22 protein-coding genes and 1 tRNA gene are annotated in these 24,075 nt (G+C 74.3%); 9 read left to right on the top strand and 14 right to left on the bottom strand.

Annotated elements, in window-relative coordinates:
• Positions 1-32 precede the first annotated feature (32 nt).
• Positions 33-686, top strand: a complete 654-nt coding sequence (locus K0V08_RS01490) for an HAD-IA family hydrolase (RefSeq protein WP_012037845.1) — start codon at positions 33-35, stop codon at positions 684-686.
• A 27-nt stretch (positions 687-713) separates the two neighbouring features.
• Here the strand turns inward: K0V08_RS01490 and prmC are convergent, their stop codons facing one another.
• From prmC to argS, 9 genes are all read right to left on the bottom strand, one after another.
• Positions 714-1,589, bottom strand: coding sequence for a peptide chain release factor N(5)-glutamine methyltransferase (prmC, locus tag K0V08_RS01485; RefSeq protein WP_012037844.1), 876 nt, complete (start codon positions 1,587-1,589; stop codon positions 714-716).
• Between the two features lie 24 nt (positions 1,590-1,613).
• A complete protein-coding gene (gene prfA / locus K0V08_RS01480; RefSeq protein ID WP_079532526.1) occupies positions 1,614-2,693 on the bottom strand; it encodes a peptide chain release factor 1 in 1,080 nt (359 codons plus the stop codon).
• Positions 2,694-2,698: 5 nt separating this feature from the next.
• Positions 2,699-5,170: a transcription termination factor Rho gene (gene rho, locus K0V08_RS01475; RefSeq protein ID WP_079532523.1), complete on the bottom strand. Its 2,472-nt coding sequence runs from the start codon at positions 5,168-5,170 to the stop codon at positions 2,699-2,701.
• A 296-nt stretch (positions 5,171-5,466) separates the two neighbouring features.
• A complete protein-coding gene (gene thrB / locus K0V08_RS01470; RefSeq protein ID WP_012037841.1) occupies positions 5,467-6,417 on the bottom strand; it encodes a homoserine kinase in 951 nt (316 codons plus the stop codon).
• A gap of 11 nt (positions 6,418-6,428) precedes the next feature.
• Positions 6,429-7,505, bottom strand: a complete 1,077-nt coding sequence (thrC, locus tag K0V08_RS01465) for a threonine synthase (protein ID WP_079532519.1) — start codon at positions 7,503-7,505, stop codon at positions 6,429-6,431.
• Positions 7,505-8,836, bottom strand: coding sequence for a homoserine dehydrogenase (locus K0V08_RS01460; RefSeq protein WP_012037839.1), 1,332 nt, complete (start codon positions 8,834-8,836; stop codon positions 7,505-7,507). The genes thrC and K0V08_RS01460 overlap by 1 nt, the downstream gene beginning before the upstream one ends.
• Positions 8,833-10,332 (bottom strand): diaminopimelate decarboxylase family protein, encoded by a 1,500-nt coding sequence (locus tag K0V08_RS01455; RefSeq protein ID WP_079532516.1) that lies wholly within the window; start codon positions 10,330-10,332, stop codon positions 8,833-8,835. Before K0V08_RS01455 ends, K0V08_RS01460 begins: the two co-directional genes overlap by 4 nt.
• Before the next feature lie 157 nt (positions 10,333-10,489).
• Entirely contained in the window at positions 10,490-11,320 is an 831-nt protein-coding gene (locus K0V08_RS01450) for an LmeA family phospholipid-binding protein (protein ID WP_043560708.1), read from the bottom strand.
• A gap of 12 nt (positions 11,321-11,332) precedes the next feature.
• Positions 11,333-12,997: an arginine--tRNA ligase gene (gene argS / locus K0V08_RS01445; protein WP_079532513.1), complete on the bottom strand. Its 1,665-nt coding sequence runs from the start codon at positions 12,995-12,997 to the stop codon at positions 11,333-11,335.
• 199 nt (positions 12,998-13,196) lie between these two features.
• Here argS and K0V08_RS01440 point away from each other — a divergent pair, with 199 nt between their 5' ends.
• Positions 13,197-13,844 (top strand): hypothetical protein, encoded by a 648-nt coding sequence (locus K0V08_RS01440; protein ID WP_012037835.1) that lies wholly within the window; start codon positions 13,197-13,199, stop codon positions 13,842-13,844.
• A gap of 27 nt (positions 13,845-13,871) precedes the next feature.
• On the opposite strand, the gene K0V08_RS01435 is transcribed toward K0V08_RS01440, so the two are convergent.
• Both K0V08_RS01435 and K0V08_RS01430 read right to left on the bottom strand, forming a co-directional pair.
• Entirely contained in the window at positions 13,872-14,666 is a 795-nt protein-coding gene (locus tag K0V08_RS01435; RefSeq protein ID WP_079532511.1) for a transglutaminase-like domain-containing protein, read from the bottom strand.
• A 75-nt stretch (positions 14,667-14,741) separates the two neighbouring features.
• On the bottom strand, positions 14,742-15,770 hold the full coding sequence (locus K0V08_RS01430; RefSeq protein ID WP_172401797.1) for a LacI family DNA-binding transcriptional regulator: 1,029 nt from the start codon (positions 15,768-15,770) through the stop codon (positions 14,742-14,744).
• Positions 15,771-15,941: 171 nt separating this feature from the next.
• Between K0V08_RS01430 and K0V08_RS01425 the strand changes: the two genes are divergently transcribed.
• Genes K0V08_RS01425 through K0V08_RS01405 form a run of 5 tightly spaced genes read left to right on the top strand, consistent with a single transcriptional unit; the run spans position 15,942 to position 20,822 of the window.
• A complete protein-coding gene (locus K0V08_RS01425; RefSeq protein WP_079532508.1) occupies positions 15,942-16,967 on the top strand; it encodes an asparaginase in 1,026 nt (341 codons plus the stop codon).
• Positions 16,968-16,992: 25 nt separating this feature from the next.
• Positions 16,993-17,883: a polysaccharide deacetylase family protein gene (locus K0V08_RS01420; protein ID WP_079532505.1), complete on the top strand. Its 891-nt coding sequence runs from the start codon at positions 16,993-16,995 to the stop codon at positions 17,881-17,883.
• Between the two features lie 34 nt (positions 17,884-17,917).
• Positions 17,918-19,306 carry an MFS transporter gene (locus K0V08_RS01415; protein WP_172405436.1) on the top strand — a complete coding sequence of 463 codons (1,389 nt, stop codon included), beginning with the start codon at positions 17,918-17,920 and terminating at the stop codon, positions 19,304-19,306.
• Positions 19,303-20,070: an SDR family NAD(P)-dependent oxidoreductase gene (locus K0V08_RS01410; protein WP_012037829.1), complete on the top strand. Its 768-nt coding sequence runs from the start codon at positions 19,303-19,305 to the stop codon at positions 20,068-20,070. Before K0V08_RS01415 ends, K0V08_RS01410 begins: the two co-directional genes overlap by 4 nt.
• Positions 20,067-20,822 (top strand): SDR family oxidoreductase, encoded by a 756-nt coding sequence (locus tag K0V08_RS01405; protein ID WP_079532503.1) that lies wholly within the window; start codon positions 20,067-20,069, stop codon positions 20,820-20,822. Before K0V08_RS01410 ends, K0V08_RS01405 begins: the two co-directional genes overlap by 4 nt.
• Before the next feature lie 49 nt (positions 20,823-20,871).
• Here K0V08_RS01405 and K0V08_RS01400 read toward each other — a convergent pair whose 3' ends face one another.
• The 3 genes from K0V08_RS01400 to K0V08_RS01390 form a co-directional block, all read right to left on the bottom strand.
• Complete coding sequence (locus tag K0V08_RS01400; protein WP_079532501.1) at positions 20,872-21,642, bottom strand: gamma-glutamyl-gamma-aminobutyrate hydrolase family protein; 771 nt, start codon at positions 21,640-21,642, stop codon at positions 20,872-20,874.
• Positions 21,643-21,752: 110 nt separating this feature from the next.
• Complete coding sequence (locus K0V08_RS01395; protein WP_079532498.1) at positions 21,753-22,445, bottom strand: pyridoxine/pyridoxamine 5'-phosphate oxidase; 693 nt, start codon at positions 22,443-22,445, stop codon at positions 21,753-21,755.
• Positions 22,446-22,971: 526 nt separating this feature from the next.
• A tRNA-Arg gene (locus K0V08_RS01390) sits at positions 22,972-23,043 on the bottom strand.
• Positions 23,044-23,251: 208 nt separating this feature from the next.
• Here K0V08_RS01390 and K0V08_RS01385 point away from each other — a divergent pair.
• The gene (locus K0V08_RS01385; protein WP_043560705.1) at positions 23,252-23,491 is read left to right on the top strand and encodes an antitoxin; all 240 of its coding nucleotides are present in this window, start codon (positions 23,252-23,254) and stop codon (positions 23,489-23,491) included.
• Positions 23,488-24,045, top strand: coding sequence for a 2'-5' RNA ligase family protein (locus tag K0V08_RS01380; RefSeq protein WP_231689100.1), 558 nt, complete (start codon positions 23,488-23,490; stop codon positions 24,043-24,045). Before K0V08_RS01385 ends, K0V08_RS01380 begins: the two co-directional genes overlap by 4 nt.
• Positions 24,046-24,075 lie beyond the last annotated feature (30 nt).

Genomic DNA, 24,075 nt, shown 5'->3' with positions numbered 1-24,075 from the left:
CGCGCCACGCCGACGCCCGCATACTGGGCGTGATGACCTCCGCGCCCCGCTCCCCCGGCCCCCACGGGCTCCTGTTCGTGTTCGACATGGACGACGTGCTGTACGACCACGACTGGCGGGGGCCCGCCGACCGCATCACGGCGGCGACCGGGCACGACCTGCCGGAGCTGCGCCGCCGCTGGTACAACGACGACGGCGAGTGGGCCGCGGAGGCGGGCCGCATCGACGCCGACTCCTACCTCGACGCGTTCTGCGCCGCGGTGGGCGTGGAGATGGACGAGGACGAGTGGGTGCGGCGTCGCCGGGCGTCCATGACGGTGCGGCCGCAGGCGCTCGCGGCGGTGGCCCGGGCGCGCGAGGCGGGGCGGATCACGCTGCTCACCAACAACAACGCGCTCGCGGCCCGGCACCTCCCGGAGCTCGCGCCCGAGCTGGTGCCGCTGTTCGGAGTCGAGCACCTGCGGACCTCGAGCGGGTACGGCGCGCGGAAGCCGGATCCGGCCGTGTTCCGCGGGGTGCTCGCCGCGTACGGGCAGCCGGCCGCGCGGACGTTCTTCGCGGACGACCGGGAGGACAACGTCGCGTCGGCCCGCGCGCTCGGCATCACCGGGCACCACGTGCGCGGCGACGGGGACCTGCTTCCGGCGGTCGAGGCCTTCATCCGGGCCCAGGCGCACGCGGGCTGACCCCGGGAGCCGGGCTCGCGATCCCCGTCAGCGCAGCGCGGTCGTCGCGCGGTCGCGCCGGGTGAGGTCCTCGTGCGTCGCGGTCGCGCGCCAGCCGTCGGCGTCGAGGAGGGCGCGGATCGCGTCGCCCTGCAGCTCGCCGTGCTCGATCACGAGCGCGCCGCCCGGGTGGAGCAGCCGCCGCGCGGTCGTCGACACGAGCCGCACGACGTCGAGGCCGTCCGCGCCGCCGTAGAGCGCGAGCGCGGGATCGTGCAGCCGCACCTCGGGGTCCCGCGGGATCGCGTCGGCGGGGATGTAGGGCGGGTTCGAGACGACGACGGACACCGTGCCGTCGAGCCCGGGGAAGGCGTCGGCGAGGTCGCCGAGCACGAGGTCCACGTGCGGCGCGAGGCGCTCCACGTTGCGTGCCGTCCAGGCGTGCGCCTCGGGCGACACCTCGATCGCGTGCACGCGGGCGTGCGGCACCTCGGTCGCGAGGGCCAGGGCGAGGGCGCCGGATCCCGTGCCGAGGTCGACGGCGACGGGCGCCTCCCCGGGCGCGGCCGTCAGCGCGTCGATCGCGAGCTGCGCCACGTGCTCCGTCTCGGGGCGCGGCACGAAGACGCCGGGTCCGACCAGGAGCTCGAGCGAGCGGAAGTGCGCGACGCCCGTGATGTGCTGCAGGGGCTCGCGCCGGGCGCGTCGGGCGGTCAGCTCGAGGACGCGCGCGGCGTCCCCGGCGTCGACGGCCGCGCGCGTGATCGCGCGCGACTGCACCTGCCCGCGCGAGAGCCCGAGGACGTGCCCGACGAGGAGCTCCGCGTCGACCGCGGGATCCTCGATGCCGGCGGCCGCGAGCGCCTGGCCGACCCGCATGCGGAGGGCGTCCACGGTGACCGGGACGCCCTCCCCGTCAGCCACGGGCGAGCGGGACACGCGAGGGCGTCACGCGTCCGTCCCGAGCGCGTCGAGGCGCGCCTCCTCGTCGGCCAGGATGCACGACTCCACGACCGGGTCGAGGGCGCCGTCCATCACGGCGTCGAGGTTGTACGCCTTGTATCCCGTGCGGTGGTCCGCGATGCGGTTCTCCGGGAAGTTGTACGTGCGGATGCGCTCGGACCTGTCCATCGTGCGGATCTGGCTGCGGCGCACGGCCGAGGCCTCCGCGTCGATCTCCTCCTGCTGCTTCGCGAGCACGCGGGCGCGCAGGACGCGCATCCCGGCTTCGCGGTTCTGCAGCTGGCTCTTCTCGTTCTGCATCGCGACCACGATGCCCGTGGGCAGGTGGGTGATGCGGACGGCGGAGTCGGTCGTGTTGACCGACTGGCCGCCGGGGCCGGACGAGCGGTACACGTCGATCTTGAGGTCATTGGGGTCGATCGCGACCTCCTCGACCTCCTCGACCTCGGGGATCACGAGCACGCCCGCGGCCGAGGTGTGGATGCGCCCCTGCGACTCGGTGGCCGGCACGCGCTGCACGCGGTGCACGCCGCCCTCGTACTTGAGGTGCGCCCACACGCCGAGCGCGGGATCGTCGGACGTGCCCTTGATGGCGACCTGCACGTCCTTGTAGCCGCCCAGGTCGCTCTGCGTCTGGCTGAGGACCTCGGTCTTCCAGCGGCGCGACTCGGCGTAGTGCAGGTACATGCGGAGCAGGTCGGCGGCGAACAGGGCGCTCTCGGCGCCGCCCTCCCCCATCTTGATCTCCATGATGACGTCGCGCGCGTCGTCGGGGTCGCGCGGGATCAGGAGCCGCCGGAGCTTCTCCTGCGCCGCATCCAGCGCCTGCTCGAGGCCGGGGATCTCGTCGGCGAACGCCGGGTCCTCCTCGGCCAGCTCGCGCGCGGCGGCCAGGTCGTCGCCGAGCTGGGTCCACTCCGCGTGCGCGGCGACGATCCGGCTCAGCTCCGCGTAGCGGCGGTTGACCTTGCGCGAGCGCGACGCGTCGGCGTGCAGCTCGGGGTCGCCGAGCTGCTGCTGGAGCTCCTCGTGCTCCTCCAGCAGCTGGACGACGGACTCGAACACGGGGGTCAGCCCTTCTCGTGCGCGCCGTGCCCGTGGCTCTGGTGGGACACGCCGTTGCCGGTGTTGGGCATGGAGGCCTGGACCTTCATGAGGAACTCGACGTTGGACGTCGTCTCCTTCAGGCGGCTGAGGACGATCTCGAGGGCCTGCTGCTGCTCGAGCCCGGCGAGGGCGCGGCGCAGCTTCCAGGTGACCTTGACCTCGTCGGCGCCCATGAGTATCTCCTCGCGGCGCGTGCCGGAGGCGTTGACGTCGACCGCGGGGAAGATCCGCTTGTCGGCGAGGGCCCGCGAGAGGCGGAGCTCCATGTTGCCGGTGCCCTTGAACTCCTCGAAGATGACCTCGTCCATCTTGGATCCGGTCTCCACGAGCGCCGTGGCGAGGATCGTGAGCGATCCGCCGTGCTCGATGTTGCGCGCCGCGCCGAAGAAGCGCTTCGGCGGGTAGAGCGCCGACGAGTCGACGCCGCCCGAGAGGATCCGGCCCGACGCGGGCGCCGCGAGGTTGTACGCGCGGCCGAGGCGGGTGATGGAGTCGAGCAGCACGACCACGTCGTGGCCGAGCTCCACGAGGCGCTTGGCGCGCTCGATGGCGAGCTCGGCGACCGTGGTGTGGTCCTCGGCGGGACGGTCGAAGGTCGAGGCGATGACCTCGCCCTTCACCGTGCGCTGCATGTCGGTGACCTCCTCGGGACGCTCGTCGACCAGCACGACCATGAGGTGGACCTCGGGGTTGTTGGTGGCGATGGCGTTCGCGATGGCCTGGAGGACGAGCGTCTTGCCGGCCTTGGGCGGCGAGACGATGAGGCCGCGCTGGCCCTTGCCGATCGGCGACACGAGGTCGATGATCCGCGTCGTGAGCTTGTTGGGCTCGGTCTCGAGGCTGAGGCGGTCCTGCGGGTACAGCGGCGTGAGCTTGCCGAACTCGACGCGGTTCGCGGCCTCCTCGGGAGGCAGGCCGTTGACCGAGTCGATCTTCACGATCGCGTTGTACTTCTGGCGGCTCTGGCTGTCGTTCTCCCGCGGCTGGCGGATGGCGCCGACGATCGCGTCGCCCTTGCGCAGCGAGTGCTTCTTGACCTGGCCGAGCGAGACGTAGACGTCGTTCGTGCCGGGCAGGTAGCCGCTCGTGCGGACGAACGCGTAGTTGTCGAGCACGTCGAGGATGCCCGCGACGGGCAGCAGGACGTCGTCCTCGGTGACCTCGGGCTCGAAGTCGTCGCCGCCCTGTCCGCGGCCGCGCTTGCGGTCGCGGTACCGGCTGCGGCCGCCGCGGTCGTCGTCGCGGCCGAGGTCGGCGCGGGCCTGGTCGGCGCGCACGTCCTGCGTGCGGTCGCCCTGGCCGCGGCCGTTCTGGCGCTGGCGACCCGTGCGGGCCTCCTCCTGCGCCTCGTCGTCGGCGTCGGGCTCGCGGGGGGCCTGCTGCGGCTGGCCCTGGTCGCGGCCGTTCTGCTGCTGGTCGTCCTGGTCGCGGCCACGGTCGCGGTTGCGCCGGTTGCGGCTGCGGTTGCGGCCGCCCTCGCGACCCTCGCGGCCCTGGTCGTCGCGGCGTCCGCCCTGGTCGTCGCCGTCGCGGTCGTCGCGCTGACGGTCGGCCTGCTCCGCGGCGGGGGACTCGTCTGCGGTGTCCGGGGCGGGCGCGTCCTGCGCGGCGGCGCGGTCGGCGCCGTCCTGGGCGTCGCGTCCGCCGCGGCGACGGCCGCGGCCGGAGCGCTGCGCGGGGGCCTGCTCCTCGGTGGGCGCGTCGACGGCGGGCGCCTGCGCGTCGGCCTGCGCGTCGGCGGGGACGAGCTGGTCGGCGGTCTGGCCGCTGTTCACGTGCTGCGCGGCCTGGCGCGGGGCCTCGGTCGCGGGGTCCACGACGCCGGAGCTCGTGGCCCGGCGGGATCCGCGGCCGGAGCGCGCGGGCGCCTCGGTGCGGGGTGCCTCGGTGAGGGGCTCCTGCGTGCGGCCTGCCGTGGCCTCGGCGATGCGGGCCTCGAGGCCGGTACCCGCGGGCTCGGCGGCGGGCGCCTCGACGGTCTCGGCGATGCGCTCGGGCACGATGCGGGCGGTGCTGGCGCGGCGGGATCCGCGGCCGGAGCGCGCGGGCTGCTCGGCCGGGGCGTCGACGGCGGGGGTCGCGGCGACGGGCGCCTCGGCGGGGGTCGCGTCCGCGGCTGGGACGGCGTCCGCGATCGGGGCGGCGTCGGCGACGACGGGCTCCGAGGCGGGGGCCTCCTCGACGGCGGCGGCGGGCTCGGCGGCCGCGGGGGCCGCCTCGCTCGTCTCGGCGGGCGCGGCGGCCTCGGGGGCCATCTCGTCGGCGGGGGCGGTGGTCCCCCCGGCTGCCTGGATCTCGGAGATCGCGGTCACGAGCTCGCCCTTCCGGAGCTTGGAGCCGCCCGGGATCCCGAGCTCGGAGGCGATCGCCTGGAGCTGCGAGACGCGGAGCGCGCTCAGGTCCGCGGTGGTGGCGCGGGTGTCGACATCGGTCATGTGCGTGGGTCCTTTCCCCTGTCCGGCGGGACGAAGCCCGTGCGGAGGAGAGCCGATCGCGTGTGTCTCTGCGAAAGCGGCGGACGGTCTGATTCCGTCCGGAGCTGCTGTCGGGCACGATGGCACGGGATCTTGCAGAGACGACAGCGGGTGAGTGGTGAGGAACGACCACCGGGACCGGATCTCCGACGCGCATGCGTGGATCCGTTGATTCCGGGGTCGAGCAGAGCCTAGCACCCGGCGTCCCGCCCGCGGAGGGAACGGCGCGCCGGGTGCGCAGGAGAGGCGTGATCCGGCTAGGCGGCGGGAGCGGATCCCTCGTCGACGACCTGGACGGTCGAGCCCTTGACGTCGACGGCGAGCATGAGCGCGGTCCACGGGTTCGTGCTGCGCTCGGCGACGAGCTCGGCCGCGGTGAGCCGCTGGCCCGGGTCGCTGCCGAGGACGAGGAGCGAGGGACCCGCGCCCGAGACGACGGCCGCGTAGCCGCGCTCGCGCAGCAGGTGCACGAGCTCGTTGGTCTCGGGCATCGCGGCGGCGCGGTAGTCCTGGTGCAGCCGGTCCTCGGTCGCCGCGAGCAGCAGCTCGGGGCTCTGGATGAGCGCCGCGATGAGCAGGGCCGAGCGCGACACGTTGAAGATCGCGTCCTCGTGCGGCACCGACTCCGGCTGCAGGCTCCGGGCGAGCGCCGTGGACATGGTCGCGACCGGCACGAGCACGAGCGGCGAGACGCCGCGGTGCACGGCGAGCTTCTTGTGCTGCGGGCCCTGGCCGTCGACCCACGCGATGGTGAGGCCGCCGAAGAGCGCGGGCGCGACGTTGTCGGGGTGGCCCTCCATCTCGGTGGCGAGGCGGAGGAGCGCGTCGGCGTCGATCTCGACCGTGCCGGCGAGGAGGCCCTGGGCCGCCATGATGCCGGACACGATGGCGGCGCCCGAGGATCCGAGGCCGCGGCCGTGCGGGATCCGGTTCTCCGCGACGAGGTCGAGACCCGGCATGGGCTGGTCGAACGCGGCGAAGGTGTGCGCGATGGCCGTGACCACGAGGTTCGTCTCGTCGGTCGGCACCTCGCCCGCGCCCACGCCGCGCACGTCGACCGTGGCGCCGGGCGCGTCGCGCACCGTGACCGTGAGGTCGTCGTACAGCGCGAGCGCGAGGCCGAGCGTGTCGAAGCCGGGGCCGAGGTTGGCGCTCGTCGCGGGCACGCGAACCTGGACGCGGCGACCCGTCGCGAGCGCCGAGCGCATCGGACCGTCGGTCACGACGCGACCAGGTCGAGCACGCCCGCGATCTCCGCGATGTCGACGCCGACGCTCGTCGGGGCGACGTCCGAGCCGTCCGCGGTGCGGAGCGCCCACTGCGGGTCCTTCAGGCCGTGACCGGTGACCGTGAGGACGACCGTCGCGCCCTTCGGGATCTGCCCGGCCTCGGCGCGCTCGAGGAGCCCGGCGACGCTGATGGCCGACGCGGGCTCGACGAAGATGCCGACCTCCGCGGAGAGGATGCGGTGCGCCTCGAGGATCTTCGCGTCCGAGATCGCGCCGAAGTAGCCGTCGGTGAGCAGCTGCGCCTCGAGCGCGAGCTTCCACGACGCGGGGTTGCCGATGCGGATCGCGCTGGCGATCGTGTCGGGGTCCTTGACGATGGCGCCGTCGACGATGGGCGCGCTGCCCGCGGCCTGGAAGCCGAACATGCGCGGCAGCTTCGTGGCGTTGCCCGCCTCGAGGTCCTCGCGGTAGCCGCGCGTGTAGGCGGTGTAGTTGCCGGCGTTGCCGACGGGGATGAGGTGGAAGTCGGGCGCGTCGCCGAGCACCTCGACGACCTCGAACGCGCCCGTCTTCTGGCCCTCGATGCGGTCGTTGTTGACGGAGTTCACGAGGTGCACCGGGTAGTTCGCGCTGAGCTCGCGCGCGATGTCGAGGCAGTCGTCGAAGTTGCCGCGCACCTGGAGGAGCTGCGCGTCGTGGGCGACGGCCTGGCTGAGCTTGCCCATCGCGATCTTGCCCTCGGGCACGAGCACGGCGGCCGTGATGCCCGCGTGCGTCGCGTACGCGGCGGCCGATGCCGACGTGTTGCCGGTCGACGCGCAGATGACGGCCTTCGCGCCGTGCTCGACGGCCTTGGAGATCGCCATGGTCATGCCGCGGTCCTTGAAGGATCCCGTCGGGTTCATGCCCTCGTACTTGACCCACACCTTCGCGCCCGTGCGAGCGGACAGCGCCGGCGCGGGGATGAGCGGCGTGCCGCCCTCGCCGAGCGTGATGATCGGGGTGGCGTCCGTGACGTCGAGTCGGTCGGCGTATTCGCGGAGCAGTCCGCGCCATTGGTGGGCCATCAGGCTCCTTCTACTCGGAGGACGCTCGCGACTGCCGTCACCGCGTCGAGGTTCGAGACCGCGTCGACGGTGGCCCGGAGGGCCGCGTCGGTGGCGCGGTGCGTGCCGATCACCAGGCTAGCGGTGGGCCGGGCGCCCGCCCCTCCCGCCACGGGGGCCTGGTGCGTGGTCTGCTCGAGCGTCTCCACGGAGACGCCGTGCTCGCTGAACAGCTGCGCGATGCGGGCGAGCACGCCCGGCTCGTCCGCGACCTGCAGCGTGATCTGGTACTGGGTCGTGATCGCGCCGACGGGCAGCGTCTCGAGGTCGGCGTGCGTCGACTCGGCGACGCCCGGGCCGCCGACGACGTGGCGCCGCGCGGCGGAGACGACGTCGCCGAGCACGGCGGACGCGGTCTGCACTCCCCCGGCGCCCGCGCCGTAGAACATCAGGTCGCCCGCGGCCTCGGCCTCGACGAACACGGCGTTGTTCGCGCCGTGCACCGCGGCCAGCGGGTGGTCGCGCGGCACGAGCGCCGGGTAGACGCGGGCGGAGACGGCGTCGCGGCCGGTGGCGGGATCCGTGAGGCGCTCGCAGATGGCGAGCAGCTTGATCACGTAGCCGGCCTTGCGGGCGGAGTCGAACTGCGCGGCGGTGAGGCCCGTGATCCCCTCGCGGTGCACGGCCTCGACCGGCACGCGCGTGTGGAAGGCGAGGCTCGCGAGGATGGCGGCCTTCTGCGCGGCGTCGTAGCCCTCGATGTCGGCCGTGGGATCCGCCTCCGCGTAGCCGAGCTCGGTGGCGGTCGCGAGGGCCTCGTCGAAGCCGAGCCCGTGCGTGTCCATCTCGTCCAGGATGTAGTTGGTCGTGCCGTTGACGATGCCGAGGATCCGCTCGACCCGGTCGCCCGCGAGGCTGTCGCGGAGGGGCCGGATGATGGGGATCGCGCCGGCCACCGCGGCCTCGTAGTAGAGCTGCGCGCCGACCTGCTCGGCCGCCTCGAAGAGCTCGGGGCCGTGCGTCGCGAGCAGCGCCTTGTTGGCCGTGACGACGTCGGCGCCGGAGGAGATGGCCGCGAGGATGTGGGCCCGGGCCGGCTCGATGCCGCCCATCAGCTCGATGACGATGTCGGCCCCGAGGATGAGCGACTCGGCGTCCGTGGTGAGCAGCTCGCGCGGCATCGACGGGTCGCGCGGCGCGTCCTGGTCGCGGACCGCGATGCCCACGAGCTCGAGCCGCGCGCCCACGCGCTGGGCCAGCTCGTCGCCGTGCTCCCGCATGAGGCGCGCCACCTGGGTGCCGACCGAGCCGCAGCCCAGCAGGGCGACGCGCAGGTTCCGGTACTCGATCATCGTGCTCCGTTCACGTCGGGGGATGCGGCCGCGGGCGTGCCCGCGTCGCGCGCCAGCAGGTCGGCCTCGGTCTCGCCGCGGACGATGACGCGCGCCTCGCCGTCGCGCACGGCGACGACGGGCGGGCGGCCGATCCAGTTGTAGTTGCTCGCGAGCGCCCAGCAGTAGGCCCCGGTCGCGGGGACGGCGACGAGGTCGTCGGCGCGGACGTCGCCCGGCAGGTAGTCGGCGAGGACGACGAGGTCTCCGCTCTCGCAGTGCTTGCCGGCGATGCGCACGAGCGCGGGATCCGCCGCGGAGGCGCGGCCGGCGATGCGCACGGAGTAGTCCGCGCCGTAGAGGGCGGGCCGCGCGTTGTCGCTCATGCCGCCGTCGACGCTCACGTAGCGGCGGACGGCCGTCTGGGCCTCCTCCGCGACGCGCGGGTCCTCGACGTCGCCCGTCGCGGAGGAGGCCTCGGCCACCTCGCCGTCGACGCCGCCGACGGTCACGAGCACGTCCTTGACCGTGCCGACCGTGTAGAGCGTGACGGTGGACGGGCCCACGATGCTGCGGCCGGGCTCGACCGCGATGACCGGCACCGCGATCCCCCGCCTGCCGCACTCGTCGCCGACGATGCGCGCGAGCCGCCGGGCGATCTCGGGCACGGGCACGGGCCGGTCGACCGACGTGTAGGCGATGCCGAAGCCGCCGCCGAGGTTGAGCTCGGGCACGGGGCCGTCGGCGAGGAGGCGCTCGTGCAGGTCGAGGAGGCGGCGGGCGGACTCGACGAAGGCGTCGGTCTCGAAGATCTGGCTGCCGATGTGGGCGTGCAGGCCCGTGAAGGAGAGGGACGCGTGCGACCGGATGCGCGCCACGAGGCCGGGCGCGTCGGCCAGCGTGATCCCGAACTTCTGGTCCTCGCGGGCCGTGGCGAGGTACTCGTGCGTGTGGGCGTGCACGCCGCTGTTCACGCGGAGGCGCACGGGCTGGACGCGGCCGTGCCCTGCCGCCGCGGCGGCGACGCGCTCCACCTCGATCGCGCTGTCGACGACGATCTGGCCGATCCCGGCACCGACGGCCCGGTCGATCTCGGCGACCGACTTGTTGTTGCCGTGGAAGCCGAGGCGGGCCGGATCCGCTCCCCCGGCGAGCGCGACGGCCAGCTCCCCGCCGGAGCAGACGTCGATGTGCAGGCCCTCGTCGACCATCCAGCGCGCGACCTCGATGCTGAGGAACGCCTTGCCCGCGTAGTAGACGCGCGCGCTCGTGCCGACGGCGGCGGCCTCGCGGGTGAACGCCGCGAGGGTCTCCGCGGCACGGCCGCGCACGTCGTCCTCGTCCATCACGTAGAGCGGCGTGCCGAAGCGCGTGGCGAGCTCCGTCGCGGGCACCCCCGCGATGCGGATGGCGCCGTCCTCGTCGCGGGCGGTGCCGCGCGACCAGACGGCCGGATCCAGCGCGTTCGCGTCGTCGGGCGGCCGCAGCCAGGACGGGGCCAGCGGGTTCGCGGTCACTCGGGTCACCTCTTCGGGCGCGGGGCGGACGTGCGGGATGGCGAGCGGACCCGGTGTGGTCCCTGGAGCCGTGAGGGGGGGCGGTGCGTCCGATCCTACCGAGGCCGGACGGGGCTCCCGCCCATGTGACGGTGGCCGCCCGCCCCGGCCGGAGCCGCTACCCGCAGCTGCCGGTGACCCCGAGCGAGTCACGGGTGAGCTTCACCGAGGACGACTGCACGGTCATCGACGCGCGCCCGTCGGCGACGGTCACGTCCTGCACCTGGACGCCCGCGGGCAGGTACTGCGCGACGCACACGGGGTAGGTGATGTCGCGGATCCCCTGGATGGTCTGCGCCAGGTCGACCTTCAGCGATCCCGCCTGCAGCTCCACCTCCGCGGGCGTGATCACGATCGTGGATCCGTCCCGCAGCACGGGCTCCGCGGCCACGGTGTACCCGAGCGTGAGGCCGAGGATCCGCGTGGAGCCGGAGTAGCCGAGCGTCCCGTCGCCGAAGCGCAGGTCGGGCGGCGTGCCCGCGGTCTTCGCGAGGAGCGCGCTGGCGGGATCCTGGTCCATCGACACGGTCGCGACCACGTCCCCCACGGTGCGCTCCTGGTCGGTCGGCACGTCGGTCGCGACGATGTGCGCCTGGAAAGGCGTGCCGTCCGCCTGGAGGTTCGGGCCGTCGAGCACCACGCGGTCGAGCGTGCCGCGGATGAGCTGCGGGATGACCCAGTCGCCCTCGATCGAGACGTTGACGCGCCCGGTGATCTGCCCGGGCAGCTGGTCGGCGATCTGCTTCTCGGCCTGGTCCTGGGCGACGCCACGGACGGTCTGGTCGATGATCCGCAGCCCGAACGCGAGCCCCACGCCGATCACGGCGAGCACGAGGAGCCAGATGAACACGGTGCCGCCGCGCGGACCGCGTCGGCGTCGCCGGGCCTCCCGCGGGTCGCGCCGCTCGGGCGCCTCGAAGACCTCCGTGCCCTGGAACCGCCCCGACATGATCCGCTCCCCCTACATGCGCTCGGGGGCCGAGACGCCCACGAGGTCGAGCCCGTTGGCGACCACCTGCCGGACCGCGTCGTTCAGCCACAGGCGCGTGCGATGCAGGTCGGTGACCTCCTCGTCGCCGCGCGGGACCACCCGGCAGCTGTCGTACCAGCGGTGGTAGGAGCCGGCGAGCTCCTCGATGTAGCGCGCGACCCGGTGCGGCTCGCGCAGCTCGGCGGCCTGCGCCACGATGCGCGGGAACTCCTGCAGGAGCCCGAGCAGGGCCGACTCAGTCGGGTGCGTGAGGAGCTCCGGCGCGAACGCGCTCCGGTCGACGCCCGAGGCGGCCGCGTTGCGGTCCACCGCGCAGGTGCGCGCGTGCGCGTACTGCACGTAGAAGACGGGGTTGTCGTTGGTGCGCTTGCCGAGCACCGCGAGGTCGATGTCGAGGTTCTGGTCGGCGGAGGAGCGCACCAGGGAGTAGCGGCCGGCGTCGACGCCCACCGCGTCGACCAGGTCGTCGAGCGTGACGATCGTGCCGGCGCGCTTGCTCATCTTCACTGGCTCGCCGTCGCGCAGCAGGTTGACCATCTGGCCGATGAGGATCTGCAGGTTGACGCCCGGGGTGTCGCCGAACGCCTCCGCCATGGCCATCATGCGGCCGACGTAGCCGTGGTGGTCGGCGCCCAGCATGATGATGTTCTGCTCGAAGCCGCGCTCGCGCTTGTCGAGGTAGTAGCCGAGGTCGCCCGAGATGTAGGCGGGCTCGCCCGTCGAGCGGATGACCACGCGGTCGCGGTCGTCGCCGAAGGTCGTGGTGCGGAGCCAGACGGCGCCGTCCTCCTCGAAGACGTGGCCGAGCTCCTTGAGCCGCGCGACGGCGCGGTCGACGGCGCCGGACTCGTGCAGCGAATCCTCGTGGAAGAACACGTCGAAGTCCACGCCGAAGTCGTGCAGCTTCTGCTTGATCTCGCCGAACATCAGCTCGGTGCCGGCGCTCCGGAACACCTCCTGCTGCTCCTCGCGGGGCAGCGCGTCGATGTCGCCGTCGTACCCCTCCACCACGCGCGCCGCGATCTCGCCGATGTAGGCGCCGCCGTACCCGTCCTCGGGCGTCTCCTCGCCGAGGTGGCTCGCGAGGAGGCTGCGGGCGAAGCGGTCGATCTGGGATCCGTGGTCGTTGAAGTAGTACTCGCGCGTGACGTCCGCGCCCTCGGCCTGGAGGATGCGCGCGAGGCTGTCGCCGACCGCGGCCCAGCGGACGCCGCCCAGGTGGATGGGGCCAGTCGGGTTCGCGGAGACGAACTCGAGGTTGATGCGGATCCCGTCGAGCGTGTGCCCGCGGCCGTACGCGGGGCCCGCGTCGACGATGGTGCGCGCGAGGGCGCCCGCGGCCGCCGCCTCGAGCGTGATGTTGATGAAGCCGGGACCCGCGACGTCGGCCTTCGCGACCTGCGGCAGCTCGCCGAGCGCCGCGGCGATGTCGGCCGCCAGCGCGCGCGGGTCCTCGCCCAGCGGCTTCGCGATGCGCATGGCGATGTTGGTGGCCCAGTCGCCGTGGTCGCGGTTGCGCGGGCGCTCGAGCACGACCATGTCGGGGCTGAGCGCGAGGGCGTCGCCACCCGGTCGTCGTCCTGCCGTCCGGGCCACGATGTCGAACAGGGCGCCGGTCAGGTCAGGGGTCGTCATGGGGATCGATCCTACCGGCGGGCGCGACCCGCCCCTCCCGGCGCGCACGCCCGCGCGAACCGCCCCCAGCGCGGCCGCACGTCCCAGCGGGGCCCCGACCGGTCTCGGTAGGGTGTCGATCCCGCCTCCCGCTCGTGGCACGTCGCCGCGCGCCGAGCGTCGCACCCCGCGGCGCGCCCGGATCCGAAGGAGCACCACCATGCCCGTCCGCCTCCCCGCGCCCACCCGACCCCGCATCGCGCGCACCATCCCCACGGCCGCGGCCGCCGGGCTCGCGGTCGCCATGCTCCTCGCGGGCTGCTCCAACCCCGCTCCCCTGCAGCCCACGACGCCGGACCCCTCGGCGAGCGCGGGCGGCGGCGGCGAGGCCCAGGGCGGCGGATCCGGCAGCGGGCCCACCTCATCGCCCACGCCGGCGCCCCCCAAGGGCACGCCGGTCAGCACCACGTGCGCCCAGCTCCTGCCCGACCTCGCCCAGTTCGGCACGGGCTTCGCGAGCGAGGCGCTCCCGGCCGACACCTCGACGGACGGCCTGCGCGCCGACGTCCTCACGATGCAGGGCATCGCCTGCGCGTTCCGGTCGTCGGACGGGACCGCGGTCGAGATCGACGTGGCCCAGCCCGTCGCCGCGGAGCTGCAGTCCCGGCGCGACGCGGCCATCCTCCTGGCCGACCCCATCGCGGGGTACCCCTCCGGCGTCGAGGCCTACTTCGAGCTCGAGGACGCGATCGGCGTCTCCACCATCTACTCCTCGAAGCACATGATCGTCATGCGGTCCGCCGCGTTCTACGAGCCGGGCGACCACGCCGACCTGGGCAACGCGGTGCTGAAGACCGTCGGCGGCTGATCCGCCCCGTCCGCCGGGGCGTACGGCTCAGCCCAGGCGTACGGCCGCGGAGACGTCGTCGACCGGCAGCTCGTCGACCGTGGCCATGACCTCCATGCGCGAGATGGTCACGAGGCTCCGGGTGTTGGTGAGGAACGCGGTGTCGGAGGCGTCGCGGCCCGTGGAGATCCGCAGCAGGCTCTGCCGGGGCGCGAGCCCGGTGGCGTCCACGACGTGCCACGCGCCGTCGACCCACGCCTCGGCCACCGCGTGGAAGTCCATGGGGCTGAGCCCGGGCGCGTAGACGGCGGCCAGCCGCGCGGGCACGTCGAGCGCCCGCAGCATCGCGATCACGAGGTGCGCGTAGTCGCGGCAGACGCCGCGTCGGGCGAGCAGCGTGCGGACGGCGCCGTCGGTCGGGAGGCTGGATCCCGGCGCGTACCGCAGCGACTCCGCCACGAACGCGCGCACGGCGGCGAGGAGCGGCAGGCCGTCGAGGCCGCGGAACTCGCCGCGGGCCGTGGGGAACAGCGTGTCCGACTCGCAGTAGCGGCTGGGGCGGCGGTAGATCCAGAGGTCGACGTCGTCGACGGGCGCGGGGTCGCGGCGGCCGGTGACCGTCGCGCGGTACTCCATCGTGAACGCTCCCGCTCCTGTCGTCAGGACGTGCAGCCGGGTGTCGTGCCGGTCCACCACCTCGGTCGCCTCGATCGGGCGGCCGTCGAGGGCGAAGGAGAGGTGCTCGGACGCGACGTCGGCGCCCCGGGCGACGGCGACCGCGAAGGCCATCTCGCTCTCGCCGGAGACCTGCAGCTCGAGCATGGAGGAGACGTCGCGGCGCATGCGTCCATCGTGGCATCCGATCCGCCCCGCTCGGTGCGCCTGCCCCGTGCGCCTGCCCGCACGAGCGGCCGCCGCTCAGGCCGGGTGCGGTCCCGTCGACGCGCGCGCCACGAGCGTCGGCTCGAGCAGCCGCGAGGCGGCCTCCCGGCCGTCGACGAGCGCGAGGAGCGTCTCCAGCGCGATCCGTCCCATCTCGTGGACGGGCGAGCGCACGCTCGTGAGCCCGATGGATCCCGACGCCGCGAGCGGGGTGTCGTTGTAGCCGACCAGCGCCACGTCGTCGGGCACCGACAGGCCCGCGTCGCGGAGGGCCCCCATCGCCCCGATCGCCGCGAAGTCGTTGGTCGCGAAGAGCGCGTCCGGCGCGTGCCCGGCGCGGAGCACCTCCTCGGTCGCCTCCCGGCCGGCCGCGGCGTCGAAGCCCCGCTCGATCACGCGCTCGGGCGGCACGGGCATCCCCGCCTCCGCGTACGCCTCGAGGAAGCCGCGCGTGCGGTCGACCGCGGTGGAGGCGAACGACATCCCCGCGAGCACGGCCGGCCGCGTGCGCCCCTGCGCGATGAGGTGCTCGGCCGCCAGGCGGCCGCCGGCCACGTCGTCGCACGTGACGGCCACGTGGTCGCCGCGGCGGCGCGAGACGAGCACGAAGGGGACGCCCTCCTCCGCGAGCTCGTCGAGCAGCGGGTCGTCGAGGTGGGCGTCGCCGAAGATCATCCCGTCGACCCGGCGGTCGAGCATGCTGCGGGTGCGGCTGCGCTGGAGGTCGGGACGATCGAGGCTGTTCGTGACGAAGGTGGAGATGCGGCGCTCGGTGGCCGCCTCGTCGATGCCCTCGTACACGGTCGCGAGCACGTAGTCCTGGAGGCGCGGGACCAGCACGCCGACGAGGTCGGAGCGGGAGGTGCGCAGGCTCGCGGCGTGCGGGTTCGGCCGGTAGCCGCTGCGCTCGGCGATGTCGAGGATGGCGGCGACGGTCTCTGGTCCGGCCCAGCGACCGGGGTGCTCCTCGCGGGAGTTGAGCACGCGGGAGACCGTGGTGATGCTGACGCCGGCGAGCTCCGCGATCATGCGCTGCGTGGTGGGCGGCTGGCGCTTCCGGGTCACTCGGGCCTCCTCACCCGATCCAGCATGGCACAGCGTCGCGGGCCGGCAGCGGGCGGCCCGCGATGCAGCCGACAAGCCTCCGACGGGGAAACATCCCCGCAACAGGACGGCAACGTGATCGTTCGACGCAAACCATTGACGCAATCGTTTGTGCGACCGAGGATCGACCGCATGCCCCACGTCCTCGTGCTCGCCACCGGCGGGACCATCTCCTCGCGCACGCGCCCCGACGGAGCCGCGGTCGCCGCGGATCCCGCCGACCGCCTGCTCGGATCCGTGCCCGCCCGGCCCGCCGGCGTCACCGTCGAGACGCGCGACGTCCTCCGGGTCAACTCGTTCGCGCTCACGCACGCCGACCTCCGCACGATCCAGGACGCGGTCGCCGAGGCGCTCGCGCGCGACGACGTGGACGGCGTGGTCGTCACGCACGGCACGGACACCCTGGAGGAGACGGCGTTCCTGCTCGACCTGGTCACGGACGACCCGCGGCCGGTGGTGCTCACAGGCGCCCAGCGCTCGGCCGACGACCCCGCGGGCGACGGGCCCGGGAACCTGCGCGACGCGATCGTGGTCGCCGCGTCGCCGGACGCGCGGGGAGCCGGCGTGCTCGCCGTGTTCGCCTCGCGCATCCTCGCGGCCGACGGCCTGGTGAAGGCGCGCACGCTGGATCCCGACGCCTTCGCCGCCCGCGACGGCGCACCGCTCGGCCGCGTGACCGGCGACGAGGTGCGCATCGCCCGCCTGCCGCGCGCGCTGCCGATCCTGCCCGCGCCCACTCCCCGCTTCGACCGGATCCGCGTGGACTGCGTGAGCGTCCACCCCGGGGCCGACGCCGTGCTCTTCCGGGCGGCGATCGCCGCGGGGGCCGCGGGCGTCGTCGTGATCGGCACGGGCGCCGGCAACGCGAATCGCGCGCTCGTGCCGGAGATCCGGGCGGCCGCCGACGCGGGCGTCCTCGTCGCCCTCGGCACGCGCGTCGCCCACGGCCCGGTCGCCGCGATCTACGGCGACGGCGGCGCAGTCGACGCCGTCGCGGCGGGCGCCGTGCCGATCGGCAGCCTCTCCGCTGCGCAGGCCCGCATCCTCGTGGCCCTCCTGCTCGACCACCACCCCGTCGACGAGGCGCGCCGCCTGCTGGCCGTCGCCGCCGACCCCGAGACCCGCATCCCCACCCCGGCCGGCTCCCTGCCTGCCTGATCCATCACCCGACGGAAGGACCCCCATGGCCAAGGACATCATCATCGCGTTCGGCATCGACGTCGATGCCGTGAGCGGCTGGCTCGGCTCGTACGGCGGGCAGGACTCGCCCGGTGACATCTCCCGCGGGCTGTTCGCGGGCGAGGTGGGCGTGCCGCGCCTCAACGCGCTGCTCGCCAAGCACGACCTCCCCTCCACCTGGTTCTGGCCGGGCCACTCGATCGAGACCTTCCCGCGCGAGTTCGACCAGGTCGTCGCCGCCGGTCACGAGATCGGCGCGCACGGCTACAGCCACGAGAACCCCATCGAGATGTCGCGCCAGCAGGAGGCGGACGTGCTCGACCGCTCCATCGAGCTCATCGAGTCGCGCGCCGGCCGTCGCCCCACCGGCTACGTGGCGCCGTGGTGGGAGTTCTCGCGCGTGACGAACGAGCTCCTCATCGAGCGCGGGATCCGCTACGACCACTCCCTCATGCACCGCGACTTCGAGCCGTACTACGTGCGCGTCGGCGACACGTGGCAGGGCGTCGACTACACGAAGGACGCCGCCAGCTGGATGCACCCGCTCGTGCGCGGCGAGGAGACCGACCTCGTCGAGATCCCCGCGTCGTGGTACCTCGACGACCTGCCTCCCATGATGTTCGTCAAGGGCAGCCCGAACAGCCACGGCTTCGTGAACCCCCGCCACCTCGAGGAGATGTGGCGCGACCAGTTCGACTGGGTCTACCGCGAGCACGACTACGGCGTCTTCACATTCACGATCCACCCCGACGTCTCGGGCCGCCCGCAGGTGCTCCTCATGCTCGAGCGGCTCATCGCCCACATCAACTCGCACGAGGGCGTCCGCTGGGCGACCTTCGACGAGATCGCCCAGGACTTCCAGCGACGCTCCCCGCGCACCCCGCGCGTCCCCTGATCCGCGAACCGACCGACCGCAGGAGACCACCACCATGAGCACCGACACCTCCCGACCCGGGACCGCATCCGCGGACACCGGCGCAGCCGCCGCATCCTCCGGCGCGCTGCCGGCCGGCCTCGAGAAGGTCAGCGTCCGACAGACCCGCCGGGTCACGGGCATCGCCTTCCTCGCGTGGACCATCGCGGTCTACGACTTCATCCTCTTCGGCACGCTGCTGCCCGACATCTCGCGCGACTTCGGCTGGGACACGAGCGAGTCGTTGCTCGTCTCGACCCTCGTCAGCGTCGGCACGGCGGTCGTCGTGCTGCTCGTCGGCCCGATGGTCGACCGCCTCGGCCGCCGCATCGGCATGGTCGTGTCCGTCACCGGCACGGCGCTGTCGTCGGGCGCGACCGCGCTCAGCGCCGGGGCGGTCTCGCTCGTCGGGATCCGCAGCATCAGCGGCTTGGGCCTCGCCGAGCAGTCCATCAACGCCACGTACCTCAACGAGATCTACGAGCAGACGGAGGACGAGCGGATCCGCCGCAACAAGGGCTTCGTCTACGCGATGGTGCAGACGGGATGGCCGCTCGGCGCCCTGCTCGCCGCCGCGTTCGTGGGCCTCATCACGACGGCGTTCGGGCCGGGCAGCTGGCGCATCGCGTTCGGCCTGGCGACCGTGCCCGCGCTCGTGGTCGCGGCGATCTGCCTCACGCTCCGGGAGAGCCCGCAGTTCGTGGCGCAGCAGCGGATCCGGCGCCTGCGGGCCGCCGGCCTGCACGACGAGGCGGCCGCGTTCGCCCGCGCCACCGGGCTCGACGTGCAGAAGTCGGCCCCCATCGCGCGCATCTTCCAGGGGAAGCACCTGCGCAGCACGATCGTGCTGAGCCTGGCGTGGCTGCTCAACTGGTTCGGGATCCAGACCTTCTCCGTGCTCGGCACCACCGTGCTCGAGTCGGGCAAGCACATCGACGCGTCGAACGCGCTGCTGCTGATCATCGCCTCGAACTGCGTCGGCGTGGTCGGGTACCTCGTGCACGGCTGGCTGGGCGACCGGCTCGGCCGCCGCAACGTGATCGTCGGAGGCTGGCTCGTCGCGGGCCTCGCGTTCGCGGTCATGCTGCTCGGGCCGGACGACCCGACGTTCGTGATGGGGGCCTACATGGTCGGGCTGTTCTTCCTGCTCGGGCCGTACGCGGCGATCCTGTTCTTCCAGGCCGGCTGCTTCGACAGCGACTGCCGGGCGACCGGATCCAGCTTCATCGGCGCGATGAGCCAGCCGGGCGCCATCATCGGCGGCTTCCTGCTCACCGGCCTCACGGCGAGCGCGATGTCGTTCGGCCAGGCCGCGCTGTGGGTGGGCGCGGGCGGGATCCTCGCCTCGGCCCTCGTGATGCTGCTCGCCAAGCCCACGGGCGAGACCCGCGAGGCGGTCGCGTGACCGGGGCGGCTCCCGTCGCGCTCGTCACGGGCGGGGCCTCCGGCATCGGCCGTGACACCGCCGTGCGCCTCGCCGCCCGCGGCGACCGCGTGGTCGTCGGCCGCTTCCCCGGCGACCCGCACGACGCGGGCGCGACCCTCGAGGCCGTGCGCGCAGTCGGCGGCACGGGCATCGCGGTGGACCTCGACGTGGCCTCCACCCCGTCGGTCGACGCGTTCGTCCGGGCCGCGCTCGAGGAGTACGGCCAGGTGGACCACGTGATCGCGGCCGCCGGGATCCTCCGCCGCGCGCCACTCGGCGCGATGACGGACGAGCGGTGGGACGAGGTGCTGGGCGTCGACCTCGGCGGCGTGATGCGCGTGATCCGCGCCGCCGAGCCGCTCCTCGGCCGCGGCTCCTCGATCGTCGCGGTGTCGTCCATCGCGGGCGGCGTCTACGGCTGGGGCGACCACGCGCACTACGCGACCGCGAAGGCGGGGGTCGTCGGCCTCGTGCGCAGCGCGGCCGTGGAGCTCGCGCCGCGCGGGATCCGGGCGAACACCGTCATCCCGGGCCTCATCGAGACGCCGCAGTCGCTCGACGCGGTGAACTCGCTCGGGCCCGACGGGCTGCGGCGCGCGGGCGACCGCATCCCCGCCGGGCGCGTCGGCCGGCCCGAGGAGGTCGCGTCGGTCATCGCGTTCCTCGCCTCCGAGGACGCCGGCTACGTGACGGGCCAGACGCTCACCGTCGACGGCGGCCTGACGATCCGGATGCAGGAGTGACCGCGCCCGTGCCCCGCAGCGACCGGCTCCGCGGGCGCACCGCGCTCGTGACCGGCGCCGCCAGCGGCATCGGCGCGGCCATCGCGCGCCACTTCGTGCTCGCGGACGCGGAGGTCGTGCTGCTCGACCTCTCGCCCGCCGTGCACGAGGAGGCGCGCCGGATCGGGGCGGTGGGCGCGGTCACGGCGGACGTGTCCGACGAGGCCAGGGTCGCTGGCGCCGTCGCGGAGGCCGGGCGCATGCTCGGCCGCATCGACGTGCTCGTCAACTCCCACGGGATCCTCACCGAGGCCCCCGTCGCGGAGATGACGCTGGCGACGTGGCAGCGCACGATCGACGTCGACCTCACGAGCGTGTTCCTGCTGACGCGCGCCGTGCTGCCGGGGATGCTCGAGCGGCGCGACGGCCGGATCATCACGGTCGCGTCGCAGCTCGGCCAGAAGGGCGGCGTGGGGCTCGCGCACTACGCGGCCGCGAAGGCCGGGGTCATCGCGTTCACGAAGTCGCTCGCGCTCGAGGTGTCCGGCTCGAACGTGCTCGCGAACGTCATCGCGCCGGGTCCGATCTCCACGCCGCTCGTCGACGCCATCTCGGAGGACTGGAAGGACGCCAAGCGCAGGGAGCTGCCCCTGGGCCGCTTCGGCACCGTGGACGAGGTCGCGCCGACCGCCGTGCTGCTGGCGGCGGATCCCGACGGGAACCTCTTCGTCGGCCAGACGCTCGGGCCCAACAGCGGCGACGTGATGCCCTGACCCGAGCCTCGCGGTGATGCGCGCCGCGGTCGTCCTGTCCGGTGTCGGCTCAGGCGGCCGCGGTGCGCGCGGCGTCGGCGGGCTCCCGCAGGGCGCACGCGTCGGCGAGCGCGTCGAGCAGGGCGGGGAGCTGGTCGCGCGCGGCGCCCGGGTCCTCCGGGTGCCACTGCACGCCGATCACCGGCGCGCTCTCGTGCTCGACGGCCTCCGGCACGCCGTCGGGCGCGACCGCGACCACGCGGAGTCCCGTGCCCGGCCGGTCGACCGCCTGGTGGTGGGCGCTCCGCACGACGACCTCGGTGGATCCCAGCACGCGGGCGAGCCGGCTGCCCGCGACGACGCGCACGTCGTGGTCGCGCATCACGGCCGTGATCTCCTCGGCGTCGTTTCGGTGCTCCCCCACGCCCTCGATGTGCTGCTGCAGGGTGCCGCCGAGCGCGACGTTGACGATCTGGGCGCCGCGGCAGATCCCGAGCAGCGGCGTGCCCTCGGCGACCGCGCGGCGGACGAGCGCGATCTGCCCGGCGTCGGCGACCTCGCGGTGCGTCGAGCGGCCCTCGTACTCGGCGGGCCCGCCGTAGAAGCGCGGGGCGACGTCCTCGCCGCCCATGATGACGACGGCGTCGGCCTCGCGCGTGCGGGCGAGCAGCGACTCGACGCCCTCGTCCTCCGCGGCGATGTTCTCGACCAGCCAGCCGGCCTCGTCGGCGACCTCGGCGACGCGCGCGTTGAGGCCCTGCACGAGCGTGTTGTACGCGGCGGCCTCGGGGCGGGAGCGGGTCACCTGCACGACGGCGAGGCGGCGGAGGGGGGCGGGCATGGATCCAGTGTGCGGCGTCGCCCGCGGGATCGCACGCCGCGCGTCATGTTCCGCAACACGCGCAGGCCGCGACGCGCGTCGCACGCGATACGCGCCGGCCGCGGCGGCCCTCACGGCCAGACGAGCGTGTGCGACCAGGACCCGTCGGGCCCGGACCGGTACACGATCCGCAGCTGGCCGTGGTCGGCGGTCGCCTGCCAGAACTCGACGACCGTCGGCTGGAGCACGTAGGCGCGCCACGAGTCGGCGACGAGCTCCGGATCCGCCTCCACCGCCTCCCGCGCCCGGGCGATCCGCGCGTCGCGCTCGGCGGCGTCGGGCATCGGCTCGCTCTGGTCGCCCGCGATCACCTCGGCGCGCGATGCGGGATGCCGGGCGAGGAAGTCGCGCTCGCTCACCTCGCGGTCGCCGTGGAAGACGGGGCCGGTCGCGCGGATCTGGCGCCCGCGCTCCCGCCAGTACGCGACGAGCGCCGCGCGCGGGTTGGCCTCGAGGTCGCGCCCCTTGGGGCTGTCGGCGAGCGAGGAGAACCACAGGGCGCCCGGCTCGTCGTCGACCGTGGGCGTCACGTCCTTGAGCAGGAGCGTGCGCGCGCTCGGGCGGCCCTCCGCGTCGGCAGTCGCGAGGACGACCGCGTTCGGCTCGGCGGCGTCGTGGGCGACGGCGTCCCGGATCCACGCGATGACGAGGTCGATCGGATCGTCCGGCAGGTCCGCGGGGTCGAGCTGCGGGAAGTCGTGGGGCGCGGGCTTCGCGCCCGTGAGGAGGTCGCGGATCGAGGTGGAGTCGTCGTCGTCTGCCATGCGCCGAGCCTAGGCCGGCCGGCCGAGGATGCCCGGCCGACCGGGTCTCGAACGCGCGACCGCGCATCCTGCCTGTCCGGGACGCGGCACTTCGTCGCGATGCGGGAATCGGATTGGTCGCTGCACCACTGGACTTTTCCAGTACCGGGCGGCGTGGTCGTCCCGCCGGTCGCCCACTACCTTCGTCTCTAGGCCCGCTCCCCCAGTTGGGCCCAGCACCACGCGGCGGGAACCCGAGACCCGTCTCGGGCCCCGCCGCGTGTGTTCACGCGCCCTCCGCCCCTGCCGCGCTGCGAGCGACATGCGCGCGTCGAGTCGATGCGATCTCCTCCGTCGTGCCGGTGCGCGTCATCTCGCGCGGCGGCGTTCGCACCTCGCCGTCAGCGCACGAGGTAGCCCCGTGCGCGCGGAGCCGCGACGGCGGCGACGGCGGCGACGAGCGACACGGATCACCCGGATGCACGAGAGGCCGGCCCCGCAGACGGGACCGGCCTCTCACCGCACCAACACGGGATATGGGAAGGTGTGCCCCCAGGAGGATTCGAACCTCCGCCCCTGCCTCCGGAGGGCAGTGCTCTATCCCCTGAGCTATGGGGGCCAGGGTGCGCGCGAGCGCGGATCCAGGGTAGCACCGGCGACGAGGCCCGCCGCGCCGCCGTCACGGGCCGGTGATCGCCGACGCATTCCCTCTCCCGGGGAGACTCCCCGCTCCGGCACAGGCGCGGCACGCCAGGATGGACGCAGGACGACCGCCGCGCCGCCCGGGCACGGCGGCCCACCCGATCCCCCTTCAGAGGAGACCACCCGTGAAGCTGTCCCGCATCGCCGCCGCCGCCACCGGCTTCCTGCGCACGTCCAAGGGCCAGGACGTCGGCCGCACCGCCATCGACAAGGTGTCCGGCATCGCCGACAAGGCCACCGGCAGCAAGCACGCCGACAAGATCCAGAAGGCGCGCCAGGCCGCCGACGACCAGCTGCGGAAGCTCGGCCCGGACGGCGGCCGCGGCCAGGGCCACACGCCCCCCTCGACTCCGCCCCGCCCCTGAGCGCCGGCAGCCTCGAGCTCACGCTGGACGCGGCCTCCGACGCCGCGGTCCGCGCATCCTGGCGCGCCCTCGCCGACGCCGGCCTGCCGAGCCTGGCCGACCACGCGGGCGAGACCAACCGCCCGCACGTGACGCTGCTGGCCGCCACCGATCTCGGTGGATCCGCGGACGACGCCGTCCGCGCCCTCGCCGCTGCCTCTCCCCTGCCGACGCTCCGGCTCGGCGGGCTCGTCGTCTTCGGAGTCCCGCCGCGAGGCCTCGTGCTCGCGCGGCAGGTGGTGGTCGACCGGCCGCTGCTCGACCTGCACGCGCGGATCCACGCGGCCGTCGACCAGGCGTCCGCCGACCCGGACCCCGACGCCGCACCCGTCGAGGTCGTCCCGCACACGCCTCCGGGTCCGTGGACGCCGCACGTCACGATCGCCCTGCGGCTGACGGCCGAGCAGCTCGGCGCGGCGGTCGCGGCCCTCGGTCGCATCGACCCGCTCGACGCGCCGGCCGCGGGCATCCGCCGCTGGGATCCCCGCGACCGCACCGTGACGGAGCTCGCGTGACCCGCGCGGCCCGGATCCTCACGGCCAGCG

Origin of the sequence: Clavibacter michiganensis (assembly GCF_021216655.1) — a bacterium.
In the GTDB taxonomy this organism is placed as follows: Bacteria; Actinomycetota; Actinomycetes; order Actinomycetales; family Microbacteriaceae; genus Clavibacter; species Clavibacter michiganensis.
Note: the sequence above shows the minus strand (reverse complement) of the source record. Positions and strands in the feature narration are given on the sequence as shown.

Excerpts from the sequence above, each read along its gene's own strand:
- K0V08_RS01490 (WP_012037845.1), top strand. The coding sequence starts at position 33 with ATGACCTCCGCGCCCCGCTCCCCCGGCCCCCACGGGCTCCTGTTCGTG.
- rho (WP_079532523.1), bottom strand. The coding sequence starts at position 5,170 with ATGACCGATGTCGACACCCGCGCCACCACCGCGGACCTGAGCGCGCTC.
- thrB (WP_012037841.1), bottom strand. The coding sequence starts at position 6,417 with ATGCGCTCGGCGCTCGCGACGGGTCGCCGCGTCCAGGTTCGCGTGCCC.
- thrC (WP_079532519.1), bottom strand. The coding sequence starts at position 7,505 with ATGGCCCACCAATGGCGCGGACTGCTCCGCGAATACGCCGACCGACTC.
- K0V08_RS01460 (WP_012037839.1), bottom strand. The coding sequence starts at position 8,836 with ATGATCGAGTACCGGAACCTGCGCGTCGCCCTGCTGGGCTGCGGCTCG.
- K0V08_RS01450 (WP_043560708.1), bottom strand. The coding sequence starts at position 11,320 with ATGTCGGGGCGGTTCCAGGGCACGGAGGTCTTCGAGGCGCCCGAGCGG.
- argS (WP_079532513.1), bottom strand. The coding sequence starts at position 12,997 with ATGACGACCCCTGACCTGACCGGCGCCCTGTTCGACATCGTGGCCCGG.
- K0V08_RS01440 (WP_012037835.1), top strand. The coding sequence starts at position 13,197 with ATGCCCGTCCGCCTCCCCGCGCCCACCCGACCCCGCATCGCGCGCACC.
- K0V08_RS01435 (WP_079532511.1), bottom strand. The coding sequence starts at position 14,666 with ATGCGCCGCGACGTCTCCTCCATGCTCGAGCTGCAGGTCTCCGGCGAG.
- K0V08_RS01425 (WP_079532508.1), top strand. The coding sequence starts at position 15,942 with ATGCCCCACGTCCTCGTGCTCGCCACCGGCGGGACCATCTCCTCGCGC.
- K0V08_RS01420 (WP_079532505.1), top strand. The coding sequence starts at position 16,993 with ATGGCCAAGGACATCATCATCGCGTTCGGCATCGACGTCGATGCCGTG.
- K0V08_RS01415 (WP_172405436.1), top strand. The coding sequence starts at position 17,918 with ATGAGCACCGACACCTCCCGACCCGGGACCGCATCCGCGGACACCGGC.
- K0V08_RS01400 (WP_079532501.1), bottom strand. The coding sequence starts at position 21,642 with ATGCCCGCCCCCCTCCGCCGCCTCGCCGTCGTGCAGGTGACCCGCTCC.
- K0V08_RS01395 (WP_079532498.1), bottom strand. The coding sequence starts at position 22,445 with ATGGCAGACGACGACGACTCCACCTCGATCCGCGACCTCCTCACGGGC.